Annotated in this window: 21 protein-coding genes and 1 tRNA gene; 13 read left to right on the top strand and 9 right to left on the bottom strand. The window is 40.6% G+C overall.

Features of this window, described 5'->3' with window-relative positions; genetic code table 11:
* Positions 1 to 55: 55 nt before the first annotated feature.
* On the bottom strand, positions 56 to 664 hold the full coding sequence (locus H5162_RS16595; protein ID WP_145238177.1) for a paraquat-inducible protein A: 609 nt from the start codon (positions 662 to 664) through the stop codon (positions 56 to 58).
* 47 nt (positions 665 to 711) lie between these two features.
* Positions 712 to 1986 carry an EAL and HDOD domain-containing protein gene (locus tag H5162_RS16590; RefSeq protein ID WP_182779005.1) on the bottom strand — a complete coding sequence of 425 codons (1275 nt, stop codon included), beginning with the start codon at positions 1984 to 1986 and terminating at the stop codon, positions 712 to 714.
* A 255-nt stretch (positions 1987 to 2241) separates the two neighbouring features.
* Between H5162_RS16590 and H5162_RS16585 the strand changes: the two genes are divergently transcribed.
* Together H5162_RS16585 and H5162_RS16580 are read left to right on the top strand one after the other, a co-directional pair.
* The gene (locus tag H5162_RS16585; protein WP_145238171.1) at positions 2242 to 2808 is read left to right on the top strand and encodes an alkylphosphonate utilization protein; all 567 of its coding nucleotides are present in this window, start codon (positions 2242 to 2244) and stop codon (positions 2806 to 2808) included.
* A 148-nt stretch (positions 2809 to 2956) separates the two neighbouring features.
* On the top strand, positions 2957 to 3769 hold the full coding sequence (locus tag H5162_RS16580; RefSeq protein WP_182735556.1) for an META domain-containing protein: 813 nt from the start codon (positions 2957 to 2959) through the stop codon (positions 3767 to 3769).
* 51 nt (positions 3770 to 3820) lie between these two features.
* Here H5162_RS16580 and H5162_RS16575 read toward each other — a convergent pair whose 3' ends face one another.
* Complete coding sequence (locus H5162_RS16575; RefSeq protein WP_182732175.1) at positions 3821 to 4660, bottom strand: 23S rRNA (adenine(2030)-N(6))-methyltransferase RlmJ; 840 nt, start codon at positions 4658 to 4660, stop codon at positions 3821 to 3823.
* Positions 4661 to 4894: 234 nt separating this feature from the next.
* Here H5162_RS16575 and zapB point away from each other — a divergent pair, with 234 nt between their 5' ends.
* The 9 genes from zapB (at position 4895) to H5162_RS16530 (ending at position 12270) form a co-directional block, all read left to right on the top strand.
* Complete coding sequence (zapB, locus tag H5162_RS16570; RefSeq protein WP_145238165.1) at positions 4895 to 5125, top strand: cell division protein ZapB; 231 nt, start codon at positions 4895 to 4897, stop codon at positions 5123 to 5125.
* On the top strand, positions 5125 to 5424 hold the full coding sequence (locus H5162_RS16565; RefSeq protein ID WP_145238162.1) for a cell division protein ZapA: 300 nt from the start codon (positions 5125 to 5127) through the stop codon (positions 5422 to 5424). Before zapB ends, H5162_RS16565 begins: the two co-directional genes overlap by 1 nt.
* Positions 5425 to 5531: 107 nt before the next feature.
* The gene (locus H5162_RS16560; RefSeq protein ID WP_149980510.1) at positions 5532 to 6551 is read left to right on the top strand and encodes an MBL fold metallo-hydrolase; all 1020 of its coding nucleotides are present in this window, start codon (positions 5532 to 5534) and stop codon (positions 6549 to 6551) included.
* Between the two features lie 54 nt (positions 6552 to 6605).
* Positions 6606 to 8096: a LysM peptidoglycan-binding domain-containing protein gene (locus H5162_RS16555; protein ID WP_182779007.1), complete on the top strand. Its 1491-nt coding sequence runs from the start codon at positions 6606 to 6608 to the stop codon at positions 8094 to 8096.
* A 76-nt stretch (positions 8097 to 8172) separates the two neighbouring features.
* Positions 8173 to 8661 carry a peptidylprolyl isomerase gene (locus H5162_RS16550; protein WP_182732172.1) on the top strand — a complete coding sequence of 163 codons (489 nt, stop codon included), beginning with the start codon at positions 8173 to 8175 and terminating at the stop codon, positions 8659 to 8661.
* Positions 8662 to 8670: 9 nt separating this feature from the next.
* Positions 8671 to 9399: an SDR family NAD(P)-dependent oxidoreductase gene (locus H5162_RS16545; RefSeq protein ID WP_145238150.1), complete on the top strand. Its 729-nt coding sequence runs from the start codon at positions 8671 to 8673 to the stop codon at positions 9397 to 9399.
* On the top strand, positions 9396 to 10238 hold the full coding sequence (locus tag H5162_RS16540) for an amidohydrolase (RefSeq protein WP_145238147.1): 843 nt from the start codon (positions 9396 to 9398) through the stop codon (positions 10236 to 10238). Before H5162_RS16545 ends, H5162_RS16540 begins: the two co-directional genes overlap by 4 nt.
* Before the next feature lie 48 nt (positions 10239 to 10286).
* Positions 10287 to 11858, top strand: coding sequence for a S41 family peptidase (locus H5162_RS16535; RefSeq protein WP_182779002.1), 1572 nt, complete (start codon positions 10287 to 10289; stop codon positions 11856 to 11858).
* Positions 11859 to 11889: 31 nt separating this feature from the next.
* Entirely contained in the window at positions 11890 to 12270 is a 381-nt protein-coding gene (locus tag H5162_RS16530; RefSeq protein ID WP_182732169.1) for a hypothetical protein, read from the top strand.
* A 128-nt stretch (positions 12271 to 12398) separates the two neighbouring features.
* Here the strand turns inward: H5162_RS16530 and H5162_RS16525 are convergent, their stop codons facing one another.
* From H5162_RS16525 to H5162_RS16510, 4 genes are all read right to left on the bottom strand, one after another.
* On the bottom strand, positions 12399 to 13574 hold the full coding sequence (locus H5162_RS16525; RefSeq protein WP_064668182.1) for a mandelate racemase/muconate lactonizing enzyme family protein: 1176 nt from the start codon (positions 13572 to 13574) through the stop codon (positions 12399 to 12401).
* Between the two features lie 28 nt (positions 13575 to 13602).
* A complete protein-coding gene (locus H5162_RS16520) occupies positions 13603 to 14370 on the bottom strand; it encodes a class II aldolase/adducin family protein (RefSeq protein ID WP_182735552.1) in 768 nt (255 codons plus the stop codon).
* 160 nt (positions 14371 to 14530) lie between these two features.
* Positions 14531 to 14854 carry a c-type cytochrome gene (locus H5162_RS16515; RefSeq protein WP_145238134.1) on the bottom strand — a complete coding sequence of 108 codons (324 nt, stop codon included), beginning with the start codon at positions 14852 to 14854 and terminating at the stop codon, positions 14531 to 14533.
* 142 nt (positions 14855 to 14996) lie between these two features.
* Positions 14997 to 15536 carry a DUF2058 domain-containing protein gene (locus H5162_RS16510; RefSeq protein WP_149980503.1) on the bottom strand — a complete coding sequence of 180 codons (540 nt, stop codon included), beginning with the start codon at positions 15534 to 15536 and terminating at the stop codon, positions 14997 to 14999.
* 222 nt (positions 15537 to 15758) lie between these two features.
* Between H5162_RS16510 and H5162_RS16505 the strand changes: the two genes are divergently transcribed.
* Entirely contained in the window at positions 15759 to 16901 is a 1143-nt protein-coding gene (locus tag H5162_RS16505) for an MFS transporter (RefSeq protein ID WP_145238127.1), read from the top strand.
* On the opposite strand, the gene H5162_RS16500 is transcribed toward H5162_RS16505, so the two are convergent.
* Both H5162_RS16500 and H5162_RS16495 read right to left on the bottom strand, forming a co-directional pair.
* Positions 16868 to 17368 carry a prolyl-tRNA synthetase associated domain-containing protein gene (locus tag H5162_RS16500; protein WP_145238125.1) on the bottom strand — a complete coding sequence of 167 codons (501 nt, stop codon included), beginning with the start codon at positions 17366 to 17368 and terminating at the stop codon, positions 16868 to 16870. The two genes, H5162_RS16505 and H5162_RS16500, sit on opposite strands and share 34 nt — an antisense overlap.
* Complete coding sequence (locus H5162_RS16495; RefSeq protein ID WP_145238122.1) at positions 17369 to 17758, bottom strand: hypothetical protein; 390 nt, start codon at positions 17756 to 17758, stop codon at positions 17369 to 17371.
* Positions 17759 to 17933: 175 nt separating this feature from the next.
* On the opposite strand from H5162_RS16495, the gene H5162_RS16490 reads away from it, so the two are divergent.
* Positions 17934 to 18009: transfer RNA gene (locus H5162_RS16490), tRNA-Ala, on the top strand.
* The last annotated feature ends 25 nt before the right edge of the window (positions 18010 to 18034 follow it).

Below are 18034 nucleotides of genomic sequence, written 5' to 3'. Positions count from 1 at the left end.
TCTAGGTTCTAGGTTCTAGCGAAGTTTATGATAACTATTTAGTTAACACAAACGTTTAACTATTTTTTGGCGTAACTTTAATTAAGCTGCTGGCGGCGATGGCAAATAAGCAATAACCGGTAAAGTACCAAAAACCTGTACCAAATTCGGCATGCATGTTGATCAATTCCCCCATCTGGCCATCGGCGTTACCAGCAAGGTAAGCCACAATCAAAGCAATGACAAAAACATCTACCATGCTCCATTTACTCAAGCCTTGTATAACTTGACCGAGTATATGCTTTAATTTGTTCATCGGTATTAAACAATAAACTAATTGCATCAACAGTTTTAAAGCTGGCACCACAATTGAAAACAATGCTACCAATGCTGCGACTAGGTAATTTTTATTATTGGCAAGTTCGTTAACCGTGCCCCAAATGCTCCGTGTTTTTTTATAAGCACTAATTTCACCTTCGAGTTTATCAAGGCCCAACATGCTCGACGCCATCATTAACATATTGCGGGTATGACGGTCACCTTCATCAGCAATCATAGCAATTCCTGTTTTGGCGAGCTTTGATTTATCAATTTTCCCCTCAAGGGTTAGCACAGGCTGAGTAACGCCAGGTAATAACAACGCCAGAGCAATTAAAATAGTCGTGATCGGCAGTAATAAACGCATAGTCGTCTTTTAAAGTATATTGATAATGGCGCATCATACTCAAGGTATTAAGTATCTTCAATAATTGAGGCTAAAACCTCATCGCCGTATTGCCGTGCTACGAGCATGGCATTATAAATGACATCGATGGGAGAAGCTGGCCGAATGGTTTCTAACAATTTAACTGCTAATGGCCAATTATCTTCCTCTACCGCGCGAGCTAACTGCAAAGTAGCACCTAACATACCGTTAAAGTTAAGCAGTGCACTCGATAAATCATCGCCTAAACAAAACTCTTTTGCGATAACATCCAGTTCCATATTTAAAATAGCATCGAGCACTGACATCAAGCCAACTAAGTAACCACGCTGAGACATTTCCTTACCGCCAGGCTCTAGCATTAACTGCATGAAATGCGCACGAGTTAACCCCAACTTAGTTAGTTCACTAGGTTTATCAACCCCTAGTTCACTAAGGGCCAACACTCTTACAAATTGACGAATTGCATCTTCACCTAAATAAATAACCGCTTGTGAAATAGAGGTGATCACTAAATTTTGGTTACCAGAGCGTGCATTCACTAATTTAAGAATACGAGCAGTTAAACCGACGTCTTTAGATACCCGCTGGTGGACTTCATCAAAATCGAGATCTGGGCGCGACGTACAGCGCAGCAAATCAAAAACAGCAAATTTAGATGGCTCAACATTATGGTAGCTGAGCATTTCTGGACGCGCGAAAAAGAAGCCTTGAAAGTAATCGCAGCCGGCACTTTTTAGCAACATAAATTGTTCGTGCGTTTCAATTCGTTCAACTATGATTTTTACATCAGGAAAACGGCGTTTAAGCTTTTTTAACAGCATATTGGTTTTAATGATGGGCTCTTCAACTTCAAGCTTTATATAATCAACTAAATGTAATAATGGCTCCCATTTTTCATCTCCATCATAATCATCGAGAGCAAAAGTATAGCCATCTTTTTTTAGAGCCGTAACTCGACTGGTCACTTTATCAATGTTGTCGGCTCGTTCAACGATTTCTATTACTGCGCTATCTGGTTGCAATAATTTAGGGAAATCATCTAACAGGGCATCTGAAGATAGGTTTATAAAAGCGCGTTGGTTCGCAGTAAGTTTATTTATACCAATAAGCATTAAAGCGTTAAAAAACAGCCGCCCAGTAGCCTGACCATCTGTTGTGCCAATAGGGAATGCGTTATTTATCGAATCTCGATACAGTAATTCGTATGCATAAATGCCTGTTTCAGCATCAAAAATAGGCTGCCTGGCAATGTATTGTGTAACAAGTTTTGGCACCTCGGCGGTTATCTGCGTATTAAGCATATTATTTCCTGCTAATAACTATAGTGACTCTTGCCAGCTAAATTGTTGTTATTTTATGTACTCAGTATAGTAAGGTTTTTGCGCCTTGCCTAAACTTGTAAGTAATAATGCTCCTTTTATTGAATGTCTGCAAACCATCTGTAAAGTCAAAGTTTTCACTATACCCACACTAAAATAATGGATAAGTTCTAATTTGACTGATGATTGAGTATAATAAGGGCTTACTTTTCTGTTAACCCCCAAAAGAGCCTTGATATGAGCATTGAACAAGCCTTAGTTGAACGCAGTAATAACCAATGTGAGCTATGTACTGCAACTGAAAACCTTTCTGTATACGAAGTGCCACCTGTCACTGAAGCTCATTCAGATAAATGTATTTATACTTGCCAAACGTGTAAAGACCAAGTTGAAGGCACCACTGATATTACCCCTACTCATTGGCATTGTTTAAACGATAGCATGTGGAGCCAAACACCTGCGGTACAAGTGGTGGCGTACCGTATGCTAACCCGTTTAGCTGCTGATAATGGCTGGGCACAAGATGCGCTAGACATGATCTATCTTGAAGAAGATACGTTAGCATGGGCTAAAAAAGTACTTGCTGAAAATGATGATATTAAACATGTTGATAGCAACGGCGTGGTACTGCAAGCCGGCGATACAGTCACACTTATTAAAGATTTAGATGTTAAGGGCAGTAGCTTAACGGCTAAACGTGGTACTGCTGTGCGTAATATCGGCTTAACCAGCAACCCTGAACATATTGAAGGACGTGTTGACGGTCAGCGCATTGTTATTTTGACCAAGTTTGTGAAGAAGTAAATATATCTCTGCCTACAAAAAGGTGCATTTATGCGCCTTTTTTGTTATTAAATAACAACTTAGAATAATTAAGCTATGATTAAGTAACTACCCCGTACACTTATAGTAATTAAGAATTCACCGATTTAATTACATCAAGGAATAAGCCATGCTATTACACAAACCAAATGCAATTTTAAAATCGATTGTTGGTATTAGTCTATTAGCCAGTAGTGCTGTTGTGCTTTCAGGATGCCAAAATCAATCTGAGCCAACTAAACAGATGACTGATGATGCAGCTATGGCCACTTTAACAACTCAAGTTAGCTACCTTGATCGTAGTATGCTACGTCCGGGATCACAACTCACAGTGACTTTAGCTGATGTGTCAAAGATGGATACTGAAGCAGAAATAATTAGTCAACAAACTATTGATATCAATGGCGCACCACCTTACACGGTAGAGCTTAGTTATGACACAAGAAAAATTGCTCAACGTCATCGCTATAGTTTGATGGCACGGATCACCAATCAAGACCAACTATTATATGTAAGCACTACACATAACAATCCATTTGAGCAATCACAACAAGCATCTTTTGAAGTCGTCGTGTCTAAAGTTGCGCCGCAAAAGCCCAATGTCGATTTAGTAAATACGTATTTTAAAGCTGTTACTATAAATGGCGTGCAAGTCACTGTTGAAACAAAAGAACCCTTTATTCAATTTAGTAAAGATAACAAAAGCCATGGCTTTTTAGGCTGCAATAATTTTGCTGGTAGTTATCAAGTAGATCAACAAGCACTGACATTCAGCCCGCAAGCTAGTACTAGAAAAATGTGCTCTCAAGGTATGGAACAAGAAACTGCAATGTCTGGCGTACTAGAAAATACTGCGACGTGGAATATTAATGGTGAATCACTCACCTTAAAAGATAAGCAAGGTAAAGTACTGGCAACATTTAAAGCCGTGTATTTTAATTAACTCTAATCACTCTCTGTAATTAAACGCCCAGTAAACTGGGCGTTTCGATGTTTATTCGGCAACTAATTGTTCGCTGCGATAAAAGCCTGATGAATCGCTTAATAAGTTAACTAGTTCAGGTAATACCTTATCCATAGTTTGTTTTAACTTCCACGGTGGATTAATCACTATCATCCCCGATGCAGTCATGCCATGCACGTCAGTATCTGCTTCAGTCGCCAATTCAAATAACTGAATATTACGCATACCTGAAGCAATCAATCCCTCTTCCATACGCTCAATTCTTTCTCTGTCGACCACCGGATACCAAATCATGTAAGTGCCAGTAGCAAAGCGTTGATAAGCCTTCGTTAATGTTGTTACCACAGTGTCGTAATCGTCTTTAATTTCATAAGGTGGATCAATGAGTACACATGCTCTACGCGAAGCGGGGGGTAATAACCCCACTAGGCCCGTAAAGCCATCCTCGCCGCGGACACGAATTGAGCGCTTACCGCTCATGTTTTCTTGTAGTAATGCCAAATCTCGCGGATGTAGTTCAAAAAACCAACCTTTGTCTTGGCGACGCAAGAAATGCTCAGCAATTTTCGGCGAGCCCGGATAAAAAGCTAATTGTTCTGTGTCATTAAATGATTTAATTAAATCAATATAATCATTTAGTTCCTGATGCTCACTGCGATGTTGATAAAGCTTAGCAATGCCATTAAGGTATTCTTGCGTTTTTTGTGCATCAGCACTGGCTAATTCAAAAAAGCCAGCTCCTGAGTGAGTATCGATATAGTCCAATGGCTTATCTTTGAGCGTCTGGTAACTTAATACCTGAGCTAATACCAAATGTTTAACGACATCGGCTGGGTTTCCAGCATGAAATGAGTGTCTGTAACTGAGCATAATATAATTTCGCTTAAATAAACTCATTGAAGTTAGTTATATTCTACAACATAAAACGCCAAGGGTCATAAATTGCTGGCCATTAAGTGAACCACTTATGAACAAATTAGTCGCTAGCCTGAACAGCTTATTAACATTAAATAAAAATCAGCCAAAACACACGTAAATGCTGGCATATAAAGCAACTTTGCTTTACATTTGCATGACAATAATCACAGTTTTATGAGCGCCTTTATGAATAACGATACCCTTTCTCAACTAGAACAATTGATCGACCAATTAATTAGCCAAAATTCACAGCTACAAACTCAGGTTAGCGAGCTTAAAGATAAAAATAGTAAGCTAATCGATGAAAATGAAATTCTTCAACTTGAAGTACTTGAAAGTGAAGAAAAACAAAAAGACACCAGCACAACTTTAACGGGTTTACTTGAGAAGCTACAAAGCGCCCAACAGGCTAACTAATGTCTGAGCTGCAAAACCAGCGAGTCACAGTTGAGTTGCTTGGTAAAGAGCAGCAATTTGCTTGCCCAGCTGGGCAAGAGGATGCACTCATTGCATCAGCCAAATACTTAAATGATTTGGTTGATAAAATGAAGCAGCGCTCAACAGTGCGCAATGATCAAAAAGCCTTATTAATGGCGGCCTTGAATATTAGCCATGAGTTACTCGAAGCAAAAACACAGCAAAGCGTTACCCAACAGCAGCAGGATCAACTCATCGATAAGCTCAGTGCTTACTTAGGGCAATCGTCAGCCGAATAAAAAAAGCGCACTCGCGCTTTTTTTATTATCTCGTGGATTCCAGTATCAATTAAAAACAAAATCAGCTAACTTGCCTATTTTATTTTCTCTATTTTGGCAATACGGTTATGACTCACCCTTTTTATATCCCCACTCAGTTAACTGCACTTTTATTGCTAAGCTTTAGTCTTGTTGCACCCCGCTCTGCTGTTGCAGCAACACAGTGGCAAACAATCTCCCCTAACGTACAATTTTTAGAGCAGCAACGAGCCCTACGCTTTTATGACTCAAACCAAGTGCTCATTGAAGGTGATAAATGCGCGCTAATGTTTGATGCCAGTGGCGACTTTGCCGCTGTTGAAGCAACCGTTAAGCAACTAAAAAGCACCTTAAAAACCCCTTTGTGTTACTTAGTTGCTAGTCACTTCCACGACGACCATTTACTGGGCATGGCTATTTTGCAGCATCATTTCCCTGATGCTCAATTAATTGTCCATCAACAACTTGCTACTGAATTTAGTCAACTCCAACAAACCTATACTAATAAACTTGATAGTTATGAAAAAAGTATAGAATTGAGTTTACAGCGTTTAGCCCAGCAGCCCGAAGCGCAACAACAGCACTGGCAAAACAAACTCAACTTAGCTAAGCAGCGATTATTACGATGGCGCCAATATCAACTACAACCACCACAAACTTACGTTGTTGATAGCTTAACCATTGAACTTGGCAACTACCCGGTCACTATTAACGCACACCAAGCCCATACTAATGGTGATTTAACTCTCAGCGCCGAAAATCATCGCATTTTAGTCGGTGCTGATGTGGTTGATTGGCTACCTTATCCCGGCCATGGTAATTTTAATAACTGGTTGCAAATACTCACGCAACTTCACTCAGATCAGCGCATCAAGATAATCCTTCCTGGCCACGGAAGCGTACTAAAACGAGACGATTTACAGCAACCATTAAACTTTTTGCACGCGATACAACAGCATGTAACAAACTATCCAGAGCAAGATTTAGTGCAATTACAGCAAAGCTTTAATCAGCAGTTTGCGAAAGACTACCAAGTTGATGAGATAGCACGAAAAGCTTACCCGCTGTTTCTAGAGGCTGGACTTAAACGAGTTAAACAGTCAAAATAGCGCTCGCACACGGATGTGCTAGACTTTTAAAAGGATATTAATTTAGTGATTTTTATGCGCTGTTACCTCTTTGCCCTGTTTGTGACTTTAATCTTACTATCTGGTTGCCAAACAACTGAACCGCATTCAGCGCCAAATGATACTATGCAAACTCCGGTTATTTTTAATCACGTTAAACCGTCATCGAATAACTCGGCACAGCCCACAGATGCCAAGCATAAAAAACAAAAAATAACATTAACAGCTCCAGCGCAACAAGCCGCTACATCACCTCAAGCGCACACTCGCAATAAAGATTTATGGCGACATATAGCCGACAACTTAACCATTCAAATTTACCTAAACAAAGCACTAAATAAACGGATTACCTGGTATACCAAGCAACCAAAATACTTACAGATTGTCAGTGCCCGGGCTGCGCCTTATCTTTATCATATTGTTAGTAAAATAGAACAACGTAAGTTACCCATGGAATTAGCCTTATTGCCCTTTGTGGAAAGTGATTTTCGTCCGACTGTTAGCTCATCAGAACAAGCTGTTGGGGTATGGCAATTAGTCGGTGCGACGGCTCATCATTTCGGCATAAAATCAGATCAATGGTATGACGGGCGCAAAGATGTTCTCGCTTCAACAGATGCAGCTTTGGCCTATTTAGAGTATTTACATAAGCGCTTTGATGGCGACTGGCTACATGCATTAGCGGCTTATAATAGTGGCGAAGGACGTGTAAAGCGCGCCATCGCAGAAAATAAAAAGCGCGGCAAAAGCACTGATTACTGGTCGTTGAAATTACCCAAAGAAACCTCTGAATACGTGCCAAAGCTAATGGCATTAAGCTACTTAATACAAAACCCTCAGCACGGACTATACCGCCCTAAACTTGCCAACAAAGCCCTTACAACTGAGCTTAACGTTGGCCAGCAATTTGATTTTTCGGTGATTGCCAATTTATCTGGTATTGGTCGCAGCCAACTACACAAACTCAACCCTGGCTATTTAAAAAACCAAAGCTCACCTAATGGTCCCCATACTTTATTACTACCACTGCAACAGCAAAGCTTATTAAGCAGCCAGTTCTTTAAAAATAATTTCACTGGCGAATATACAGTGAAAAAAAATGATACTTTGTACTCGATTGCTCGTCGTTTTGGATTATCAGTTAACAAACTAAAAGCGATGAATAACAAAACCTCTAATTTAATTGGTATTGGTGAAGCATTGATGGTTGGCCAACCTCGCACCATGCCAGACTCGTTAACTATCAATTATAAAATCAGTCCTTACCTTGAACAAACTGAAATAGCGATCCCCACTATCGCTATTCAATATCAGGTAAAGCCTGGTGATACTATCTGGGGAATTAGCCAACTTTATGATGTGCCGCATAGTGATTTAGCCCGGTGGAATAAACTTAGTGCCTCGAGTATTTTAACGCCTGGCACGCAGCTGGTGCTACATTTGCCGCAAGCAACAAAGGCCGTGTCACAATTGCATGACGAAGGTTTACTTTCAGAGCTTGCAAGAACCTTAAAGCAACCACACTAACCGAACCAGTAGTTTATAATCCGGCTTATTTAGCGTAAAATTGGCTTTTCATTACAGTTAAATTAAAGAGATCGGCATGCAAATTAGCAAAAACTCGGCAGTTGAATTTCACTACACATTAAGTGAAGCGGGCGAGCAACTAGAAACAAGTACTGGCAGTGAGCCGCTAACCTATATTCATGGTTTGGAAGGTATGCTTCCAGGTCTTGAAACGGCTCTTGAAGGCAAGGCTGCTGGCGATAGCTTCAGCGTGACACTTACACCGAGTGAATCTTACGGTGAACGTGTTGATGATCTTATTCAACGTATTCCTCTTAAACACCTTCAAGGTGACACTAAAGTATGGAAGCCAGGTATGACAGCAATGGTTAGCTCTAATCAAGGCCGTCATCAAGTAACGATCGTGAAAGTAGGTCGTTTCAATGCTGATTGTGATTTAAACCACCCATTTGCAGGCAAAACTCTAACGTTTGATGTGCAAGTACTTAGCGTACGTGAAGCAACCAGCGAAGAAGTATCACACGGCCATGTCCATAGCGAAGGCGGTTGTGGTCACAACCACTAAGGAAATTCCATGTCAAAGGTTGCTATCGTTACAGGCGGCAGTAAAGGTATAGGTCTTGCTGTTGTAAAGCGTTTTCTAAATAATGGTTACCAAGTACATAACCTTGATCTAGAACCTGCAAATTTAGGCACTTGGCACCACTGCGATGTGAGTGATGTTAGCGCAGTAAAAACGGTTATTGCAAAAATTGCCAGTAATGGCAAATGTATAGATGTGTTGGTATCGAATGCCGGCCGTCATCTAAGCGCGACAATTGAAGACACTGACGAAGCAACCTTCGATAGCTTGTTTGCACTTAATGTAAAAGGTGCCTACGCGGCAATTCAAAGCGTGTTACCAAGCATGAAAGCGCAACAAAATGGGGCAATTATTTTAATTGCCTCAGATCAAGCCATCATAGCTAAAAACAACTCGTTTGCGTATAACCTGACCAAACATGCGTTAGCCTCAATGGCAAAAACCACCGCATTGGATTATGCCCAGTTTAATATTCGCACCAATGCAGTGTGCCCAGGCACCATAGAAACACCGCTTTTTCATAATGCTATCGACGCATATTGTGCTCGTAGTGGCGCCGACAAAGCCACTATAGTTGCCGAAGAAGGCGCATTACAGCCACTCGGACGATTAGGCCAAGCTGATGAAGTCGCAGCATTGGTTACGTTTTTAGCCAGTGATGATGCCAGCTTTATTACCGGCAGTTTGCAAACCATTGACGGTGGTTACACCGCGCAATGAGTGAACGTATTATTGACCCCCACGTACACTTTTTTAATTTAGTCCAAGGGCAATATGATTGGCTACAAGGTAACAATCCTGTGCCTTGGCCAAATTTAGATACGATTAAAGCGCCCATAAGTGTTAACCAATTACAGCATATAAGTCAGTTTGAAATTGCTGGCCTAGTACACATTGAAGCAGGCTTTGATAACCAGCACCCCATCAATGAACTGCACTGGCTAGCTGAGCACTTAAGTGGCCACAATTATAAAGCTATCAGCTTTGCCAATATTAACAGTCATCCCGACGATTTTAATAATGCAATTACCGCTTTATCACACCCAAGCTTAGTGGGCATTAGAGATATTACCGAAGGCGCTGATGCCATGCGCTTAAGCGATGCTACATGCCATGATAACTTAGCGCTATTAGCCAGTAAGCAGCTGATATTTGAAGCTCAATTTGAAGTTGAAAAGCTTACAATTACCCAACAGCTAATCAACTACTGCCAACAACTTCCGCATTTACAATTAATAATAAACCATGCGGGTTTACCCAATAATCTGTCAATTTGGCAGCATGGGATCAGCCAATTAGCGCAACTACCTAACTGCTGGATTAAATTTTCAGGCTTTGAGCTACTCACCGCGCAGATGCAAGCTCAGCAACAGCAGTGTTTTAACTTTATCCTGCAGCACTTTGGCCAGCACCGCGTTATGTTTGCTAGTAATTTCCCTGTATGTCAAATCAACGCGAGTTATCAACAGCGTTGGTCAAACCATTTTGAGCTTTGTAACACTCATAATTTATGGCAAAAACTCAGCTACAAAAATGCTCAGCACTGCTACCAAGTTTAATAAAAAACCGCTATATTGAGTTATATTGTATAAAAACAGAGCATCATCATGGCTATCTCTTCTATTCAAAAGCTCACTATTGGGTTTTTCAATGTTTCTTTTCTAGCGTTTCTTTCTGGCTGTGGTGGCGGTAGTACAATGACCGACAACAACAGCAATGGTGGTGGCGACACTGGTAGCAGTATCAATTGGACGCAAGGTGTATTTCAGCCCTCTAGTAACTTTTATCAACAATGCCAAGTATTAAACGAAAAGCACTGGCTGCGATCATGGAGTAACGAAACCTATCTTTGGTATGACGAAATTATCGATCGTGATCCAGCGCTGACCCCTGCTGTAAGTGAATATTTTAAATTACTAAAAACCGAGCAAATTACCGAGTCAGGCGCAAACAAAGATAACTTTCACTCCAGTCTGCCGACCGCACAATGGAGAGCCCAAAGCCAATCAGGGGTAACCTTCGGCTATGGTTTTAACGTTAAATTAATAAGCCCTACAGCACCACGCCAAGGTGTGATCAGCTATACAGAACCTAACTCACCTGCAAGTGCGCAAAATCTTGCCCGCGGCTTTGAGATTTTAGAAATCGATGGTGTTGATTTTATCAATGCCAATACGCAAGCTGAAGTAGATACCCTCAACGCAGGTTTATATCCAACTAAAGTTGGTAAAAGCACCAGCTTTGTATTCAAAGATATAAATACCGATGAAACCCGCGAAGTTATTTTAAACTCGCAAACGATTACTTCTAGGCCAGTCACAAACGTGAAGACCTTAGCTGATGGCACTGTTGGTTACTTTCAATTTAATAGCCACAATGCAATTGCTGAAAAACCGCTTTATGATGCCTTTAATAATCTCAAAGCAAGTAATGTCACTGACCTAATTATTGATATTCGTTACAATGGCGGTGGTTTTTTACAAATGGCTAGTCAAGTTGCTTATATGATCGCAGGCCCCGCGAATACCAACGGTAAAATTTTCGAAAAAACCATTTTTAACGATCAACACCCAACATTTAATCCAGTAACAGGACAACGCTTAAAACCCGTCATGTTTACCAATGAGTTTGTTGGTTTTGCTGATAATCCTGCTCTAGTTGTTGGCACGCCATTACCAACCTTAAATTTAGAACGCGTGTACTTGTTAACTACCGCCAGCACTTGCTCTGCCAGCGAAGCGATAATAAATGGTTTACGCGGTGCAGATATTGAGGTAATTCAAATTGGCTCTGGTACCTGCGGTAAACCATACGGTTTTTATCCCACCGATAACTGCGATACGACTTACTTTAGCATTCAATTTACTGGCGAAAACAATAAAGGTTTTGGTGAATATTCAGATGGTTTTGCGCCGCAAAACACCACTGACAATGCCCGCTTACCAGTACGCATAGCCGGTTGCGCCGTTGCTGATGACTTTAGCCACCAGTTAGGCGATCCTGAAGAAGCGGTACTAAAAGCCGCGTTGGGTTATCGTGATAATGGTAGTTGTCCAGCAGCCAGTTCAATAGCCAGTAAGCTAGGTTTTGCACCTGCACGCTTTGGTGACACCCCAGCAGTATTAGATACGCGGGCTGGATCTCTTGCTGAGCAAAATAAAATACTGCCTTCGCATTAAGCGTTAGCATTAAACTCAAGGCAGAATTGTTATGCTAAAAGAATGTTCATCATCAATACTAGCCGCGCTCTTGATCTGCGGCTGCTCTGTACAAAATGAAAAACCAACACCAAAATTACAGCATGCATTACTAATAGAGCCACAAGGTGAACTGATTGCTCAAGGAATTGCTCGCCTAATGCGCTCAGAGAAGATTGCAGTAGCTAATGATGTGTTTATGAAGCGCAGCTTGATGGTCGTTGATAACGTCACTAAAACCGACGAGCTTGGCAACCCTATTATGGGTAAACAGCTAAACATGCCAGACCGTTTTGAATTACTGATAAAAAACAACCTATGCTTTGTACGTCATCTCGATAGCAAAGCCACCGAGCCGCTACCGGATGTACAATGTAAGGTGAATGATATCTAGGTGCTAGGAAAATTTTAACGCTTTGAATTAGTAAGAAATAGTTTTAAATTTGCAAAGGTCAAAGTAGATAAATTTAATGAATAGCGAGCAGGAATTAGCTCGCTATTCATAGCTCGTAGCCTATGATTTTATTTGATCTCAACACGCTGAGAGCGCATCACTATTTCGTCGTTAAGTTCAATACCAATACCCGGCTCTTCAGACACTTCAAAGAAACCATTTTTAGGCTGTGGATCTTGCAAGCATAACTCACGGTTCCACTTTTTAATTGCATAAGTGTGATGCTCATGAATTAAGAAATTTGGAATAGCCGTTTCTAAATGTAATGATGCTGCGGTTGCAACGGGGCCGCCACAGACGTGAGCCTGAATACGTACATCAAAAATATCAGCGTAATCACACACTTTTTTAGTTTCAGTAAAACCACCACATAAACCGATATCTGGCTGTAATACATTAATACTTTGATCTTCTAAGTAAGGGCGCACACCCCAACGATTATATAAACGCTCGCCACCGGCAATTGGCACTGATACTTTATCTGCCACTTTGGCATGTAACGAATGATTTAAGTAGTTAACTGGTTCTTCATAAAACATACAGTCAAATTCTTTAGCGATTTCACCGATTTGAATAGCAGAGGTAACACCCGGTAAACTGTGGCATTCAAAAATGATATCGACTTCATCACCAACAGCTTCACGAATTGCCTGCATACGGGCGCGATATAGCTTCATTTCAGCACGTGAAATAATGTTAGTGCGGTCGTAATAGGTATTGCCGTCTTTATCATATTGGATCGGATCAACTTTAACGGCATCGTAGCCTTCAGCCACTGCTTTTAACGCCGCTTCTGCGTATTCTTGTGGATGTACCAGAGCTTTAAACTCAGTGTCCCAGTCAAACTGTAATTGCGAAGCATAAGTACGCAGCTTGTCGTTGACTTTACCGCCTAGCAACTGATACACAGGCAAACCTAGTGCTTTACCCTTAATGTCCCATAAAGCAGTGTCTATCGCGCTCATTGCTGCATAGACTACTGGGCCCCCACCTAAACCCCAAAAGCTTTCACGCAGCATACGCGACCATAATTTTTCGGTTTGAAATGGGTCATGACCAATTAAGAAAGCATCAGCCATTTCTTTGATCATAGCAGCGGCAGCACTGTGTCCTAAATCATAAGCAAGGCCAGCTTCGCCAACCCCGCTAATACCTTCGTCAGTATGAATACGGACAAATACAGGAGTCCAAGCAGGTCTGTCTGGACAGTGGATATCAAAAACTTCAACGCGATTAACTTTCATGACAATTCCTTATTAACCAAGGCTTAGGTTATTTTGCAAAACTAGGATCAAGACGATGGGCCTTACGTAACATCGCAGGCCAAGCTAATTGCCCACCGGTACTACCGCTGTGCACTACATTCGCTTGATTATAAATATTATCGATTATGGCTTGAGGTACTGGTGTAACAGCTTGGCCACTGGCTTGTAAAGCCAGCTGTATTTCACAAGCACGCTGTAAGTCATAAAAACGCATAAATGCATCACCCACCGTTGGCCCCACAGTTAAACCACCATGGTTTACTAACAACATATGATTAGTATTAGCGAGATCATCTTGTAAACGTTTTTTCTCATCGCTATTAACTGCTAAGCCTTCATAGCCGTGATAAGACAATGACGGCAGTGAAAACATTGAATACTGACTAAGTGGCAGCAGACCATTTTGCTGCGTGGCAACGGCAATCGTTTCTTTAGTATGTAAGTGAATAACACAATGAGCGTCATCACGCACTTCGTGAATCGCGCTGTGAATCGTAAAACCAGCAGGGTTGATTGCAAATGGCGTGTCATCTAAAATATTTCCGGCCAAGTCCACTTTGACTAGGTTAGAAGCTGTTACTTCATCAAATGTGAGGCCAAACGCATTCACTAAATAATGGTCAGTCCCCGGCAAACGCGCCGATAAATGTGTGTAAATCAAATCACCCCAACGAAAATGCTCAACCAACCGATAACAGGCGGCTAAATCAACTCGTAACTGCCATTCTTGTGCAGAGACTTTATTTTTTAAATCAAGTTGTGGTAATTCAAACATTATGGGGCCTTATTTAAACGCGTTAAAAACAAAACACGAAATAGATGGATAGAAGTCTAAAGTAGTGTGCGTGGATGATCAATATTTAAAACAAAACAGCCACACCAAATTGGTGTGGCTGTTTTCGGTGAGCCCATTGATAACTCACACTCAGCAAAAATTATTTTACGTTTGCTAAGTAATCGGCAATAGCGACCATTTCTTCTTCAGTAACAGTCGCAACCATCGCTTTCATCGCTGCAGTCATGCCATTGTTGCGCGCACCTGATTTAATGTCTTTCATTTGGGCCACTAAGTAGTCTTTATTCTGACCATTTAGTTTAGGATACATTGCCATGATCGGTGCCTTACCTTCAGGGCCATGACATGTTTGGCACATTTTTGCTGTATAAAGCGCAGCACCATCGGCAGCCATGCTGTTAAATGACATACTAGCAACCATAGAGAGGCTTGCACCTAAGAGTAATTTTGTTATCTTGCTCATTGTATTTTCTCTTCTTTTTGACGGTTTATAAAAATTATTAGCTTAATTGTAGACCATAATAACGGATCTTTGTACATCACATATGTACGTAATTTATACACCAAGTAGATCACCAAACACGCTGTTCAAGTCATCTCTTAGGCTACCACACTAAATCATCTGGTACTTCAAAATCAGCGTATGGGTCATCAGCATCTTTGCCTTTGTCTTCAGGCTCTACATGAAACACGATGTACTTTTCATCAACTTCTGCCACTTTACGGGCTGGCTCATCTTCAAGTACAAAAAACTGCCCTTCCAATACACAAATTGCCAGTCGGCCACCTGACAAGGCTTTTTGCGTTTGTTCATTTACGTCGAGCTCTTTGACTTTATTTTCGTAAGTAAAATTGAAAGTCCGCTCACCACGAATCGAATCTTGATTATGATGTTCTAATATCTGCTTTACGCGGGCAACTTGCTCACGTTGCTTTAACTCACCTTGGCGAGCTTGATTTAATTCTTCTGCTTTTTTCTGCTGTTCTAACTTTGTTTGCTGAATATGCTTTTGCAGATCACTAGGGTTACTAGTTGCCCCTTTTTTTGGCTTTTTTTGTTGCTTACGCTTTTCACTTTTAGCAACTTTAGCTTTATGTGATGTGGTTAATCCTGCTTGTAGCAATTGGTCTTGTAATGAACCCATAGCTTTGTTCCATTAAAAACTGATATTAGCTTTATTTTAATCACCAATTAAAACAAATCATAGTGCTGTGGCCATTAATCTAGCAAAGTGTTGTGATTGAAAACCTGATTTAGCGCAATAAATACTTATTTCTAGAATAAAAGTAACCACTTAAAGAACGCGTTGAGGTTGAATTTAATATCAATCAGGTTAAGCTGTGTTTTTTGTAGTAGGGCCAATAAAATGCGTTTCGGTCATTTATTAGTTTGCTCGCTGTTTATCTTTTTCGTGCTCTATGCACCGCAGCCATTATTAAGCTTATTTGCAGAGCAATTTTCAGTTAGTCCTGCAACCGCAGGTAGCTTGATGACGGCAACTATGCTCCCTTTGGCGATTGCTCCTTTGGTATACGGCTTATTACTAGCTAAACGTAACCCTTTAACAATTCTTCGCTACGCGATGCTAGTACTAGCTGTTACCTGTGTTGCTTTTGCCTATGCCCCCAGTTTTGAGTTATTACTGTTACTACGATTTTTACAAGGTTTAACCTTGCCTGCCGCACTCACCGCAATGACCACTTACATAGGCAGCACTTATCAAGCTGATAGTTTGCAAAAGAATATGACCTTCTATATTGGCAGTACAATTGCTGGGGGTTACTTTGGCCGAGTGTTAGCGGCTATTTTTGCTGATTTATGGACTTGGCAAAGCTTCTATTTTGTTATTGCCGCAGGTTTAATTAGCTTTGCACTGAGTATTCCACGTAATCAAACAGCCATTGTTAACAGCACTCTTTCCCCATTAAATTATTTAAAACAGCTCGCGAATGCTGCGGTATTAAAATTATATGGTGCGGTGTTTTGTATGTTTTTTTGCTTTGCTGCGTTATTAAATTATTTACCGTTCATTTTACAAGACACTTTTTTAATTACTAATACCCGTGATATTGGCTTAGTTTATAGCGGTTACTTGATTGGCGCCCTCGCCTCTATTGCGACTCCTTGGTTATTAAAAAAGAGTATTTCACCGTGGCATTTATTGTCTGCTATATTTGCTTTTTACAGCACTACACTAGTATTTTTGATGAGCTCACAATTAGTGATTTTTTTACTGGCATTCACTGGTTTTTGCGGCGCGATGTTTATTATTCATTCAACCGCAGCGCCACTGGTTAATAAAATAAGCAGTGCACCACCGAGTGTCACTAATGGTGCTTATGTGTCGTTTTATTATAGTGGCGGGGCTTTAGGCTCTTTTGTACCAGGCTTGGTATATCAACAACTTGGCCATATCGCATTTATGGCCTCGTTATTATTAGTCTGTATATGCGGATTAATTTTAGTAAGTTCGGCTTATCTAGCGGGTAAAAAAACCACTTTAGGCTGATGCCCTGTGGTGGCAAAAAAAGCGTCTAAATCGGCTTTTTTTAATAACCATGTTTGGGTGTTCTCAAATGGATGACAATGAAATAGATCACCAAACCATATGTCTTGGTCAAGCCATAAAGTGACATCATTTTGCTTATCATTCATCAGAGCAAGCATAGATACACATCCAGGTGCGACTTTTAAAAAGCGTGCTAAGCGCTCATCAGAGGCAAACCCTAAGCGTGACAAGCCTTGATATTTAGCCAGTGATTTTAAGTCTAACTGCTTGTCATGTGCGGTGATCACCAAAAAATGCTTTTTACCTTCGTTATCACGCAAAAATAAGTTTTTTAATCGCGTTCCGGGCCGTTCCACCATTAATTCATCTGCAGCAAGACTACTATGTAATGCAGGGTGTTCGATAACGTCATAATTGATATTTAAATGCGCTAACAGCGCCGCTAATTTACTTTTATCCGCTAACATTTATAAACAACGCCCCATCAAGCGTACACTTAAATCTCGCCACAATACTTCATTTATCTCATATTTATCGTTGCGACAATATTTTTTGTCATGCAGCTCTTGTTTTAATAAGTGCACGGCTTGATCTTCTAATTCTAATTTTAAGCTATTTGATTCTTCAAAATATTCTTGCTCTGCAAAGTTTTTAAATTGCTGGCGTGTCAGTGGTCGATCTAAGTTTAAATTTGCGCGACTATTAGCTTTAACCGATACCACATAAGCAAAAATCTTATTACCTTGCTCATCTAATTTAGTGTGTAACTGTTTATTATTAATTTCAAAAGGCGGCTCATCACTTTGGCTAGCACAACCACAGAGTAAAACGAGTAACATCAACGCGTATTTTTTCATTATTAGTATCATTCCTGTTATCCAGTGACCGTTAGTCTACCAAAAATTCATTGTTTGCGTAAAAATTCAAAAAATATATAAATAATACTTGACCAAATTTAGAAATCTCATTAAAGTTCGTCCCGCTTGAAACGGAACCTCAAGTAGGTTACGAAATTCGTAACTTTAGGAATGTGGGGCTATAGCTCAGCTGGGAGAGCGCCTGCCTTGCACGCAGGAGGTCAGCAGTTCGATCCTGCTTAGCTCCACCACTTTCCTACTCTTCAATTTTTATCA

Source organism: Pseudoalteromonas sp. SR41-8, from assembly GCF_014163915.1.
Taxonomy (GTDB): Bacteria; Pseudomonadota; Gammaproteobacteria; order Enterobacterales; family Alteromonadaceae; genus Pseudoalteromonas; species Pseudoalteromonas rhizosphaerae.
The sequence above is the reverse complement of the archived record's forward strand: the minus strand, read 5'-3'. Positions and strand labels throughout refer to the sequence as shown.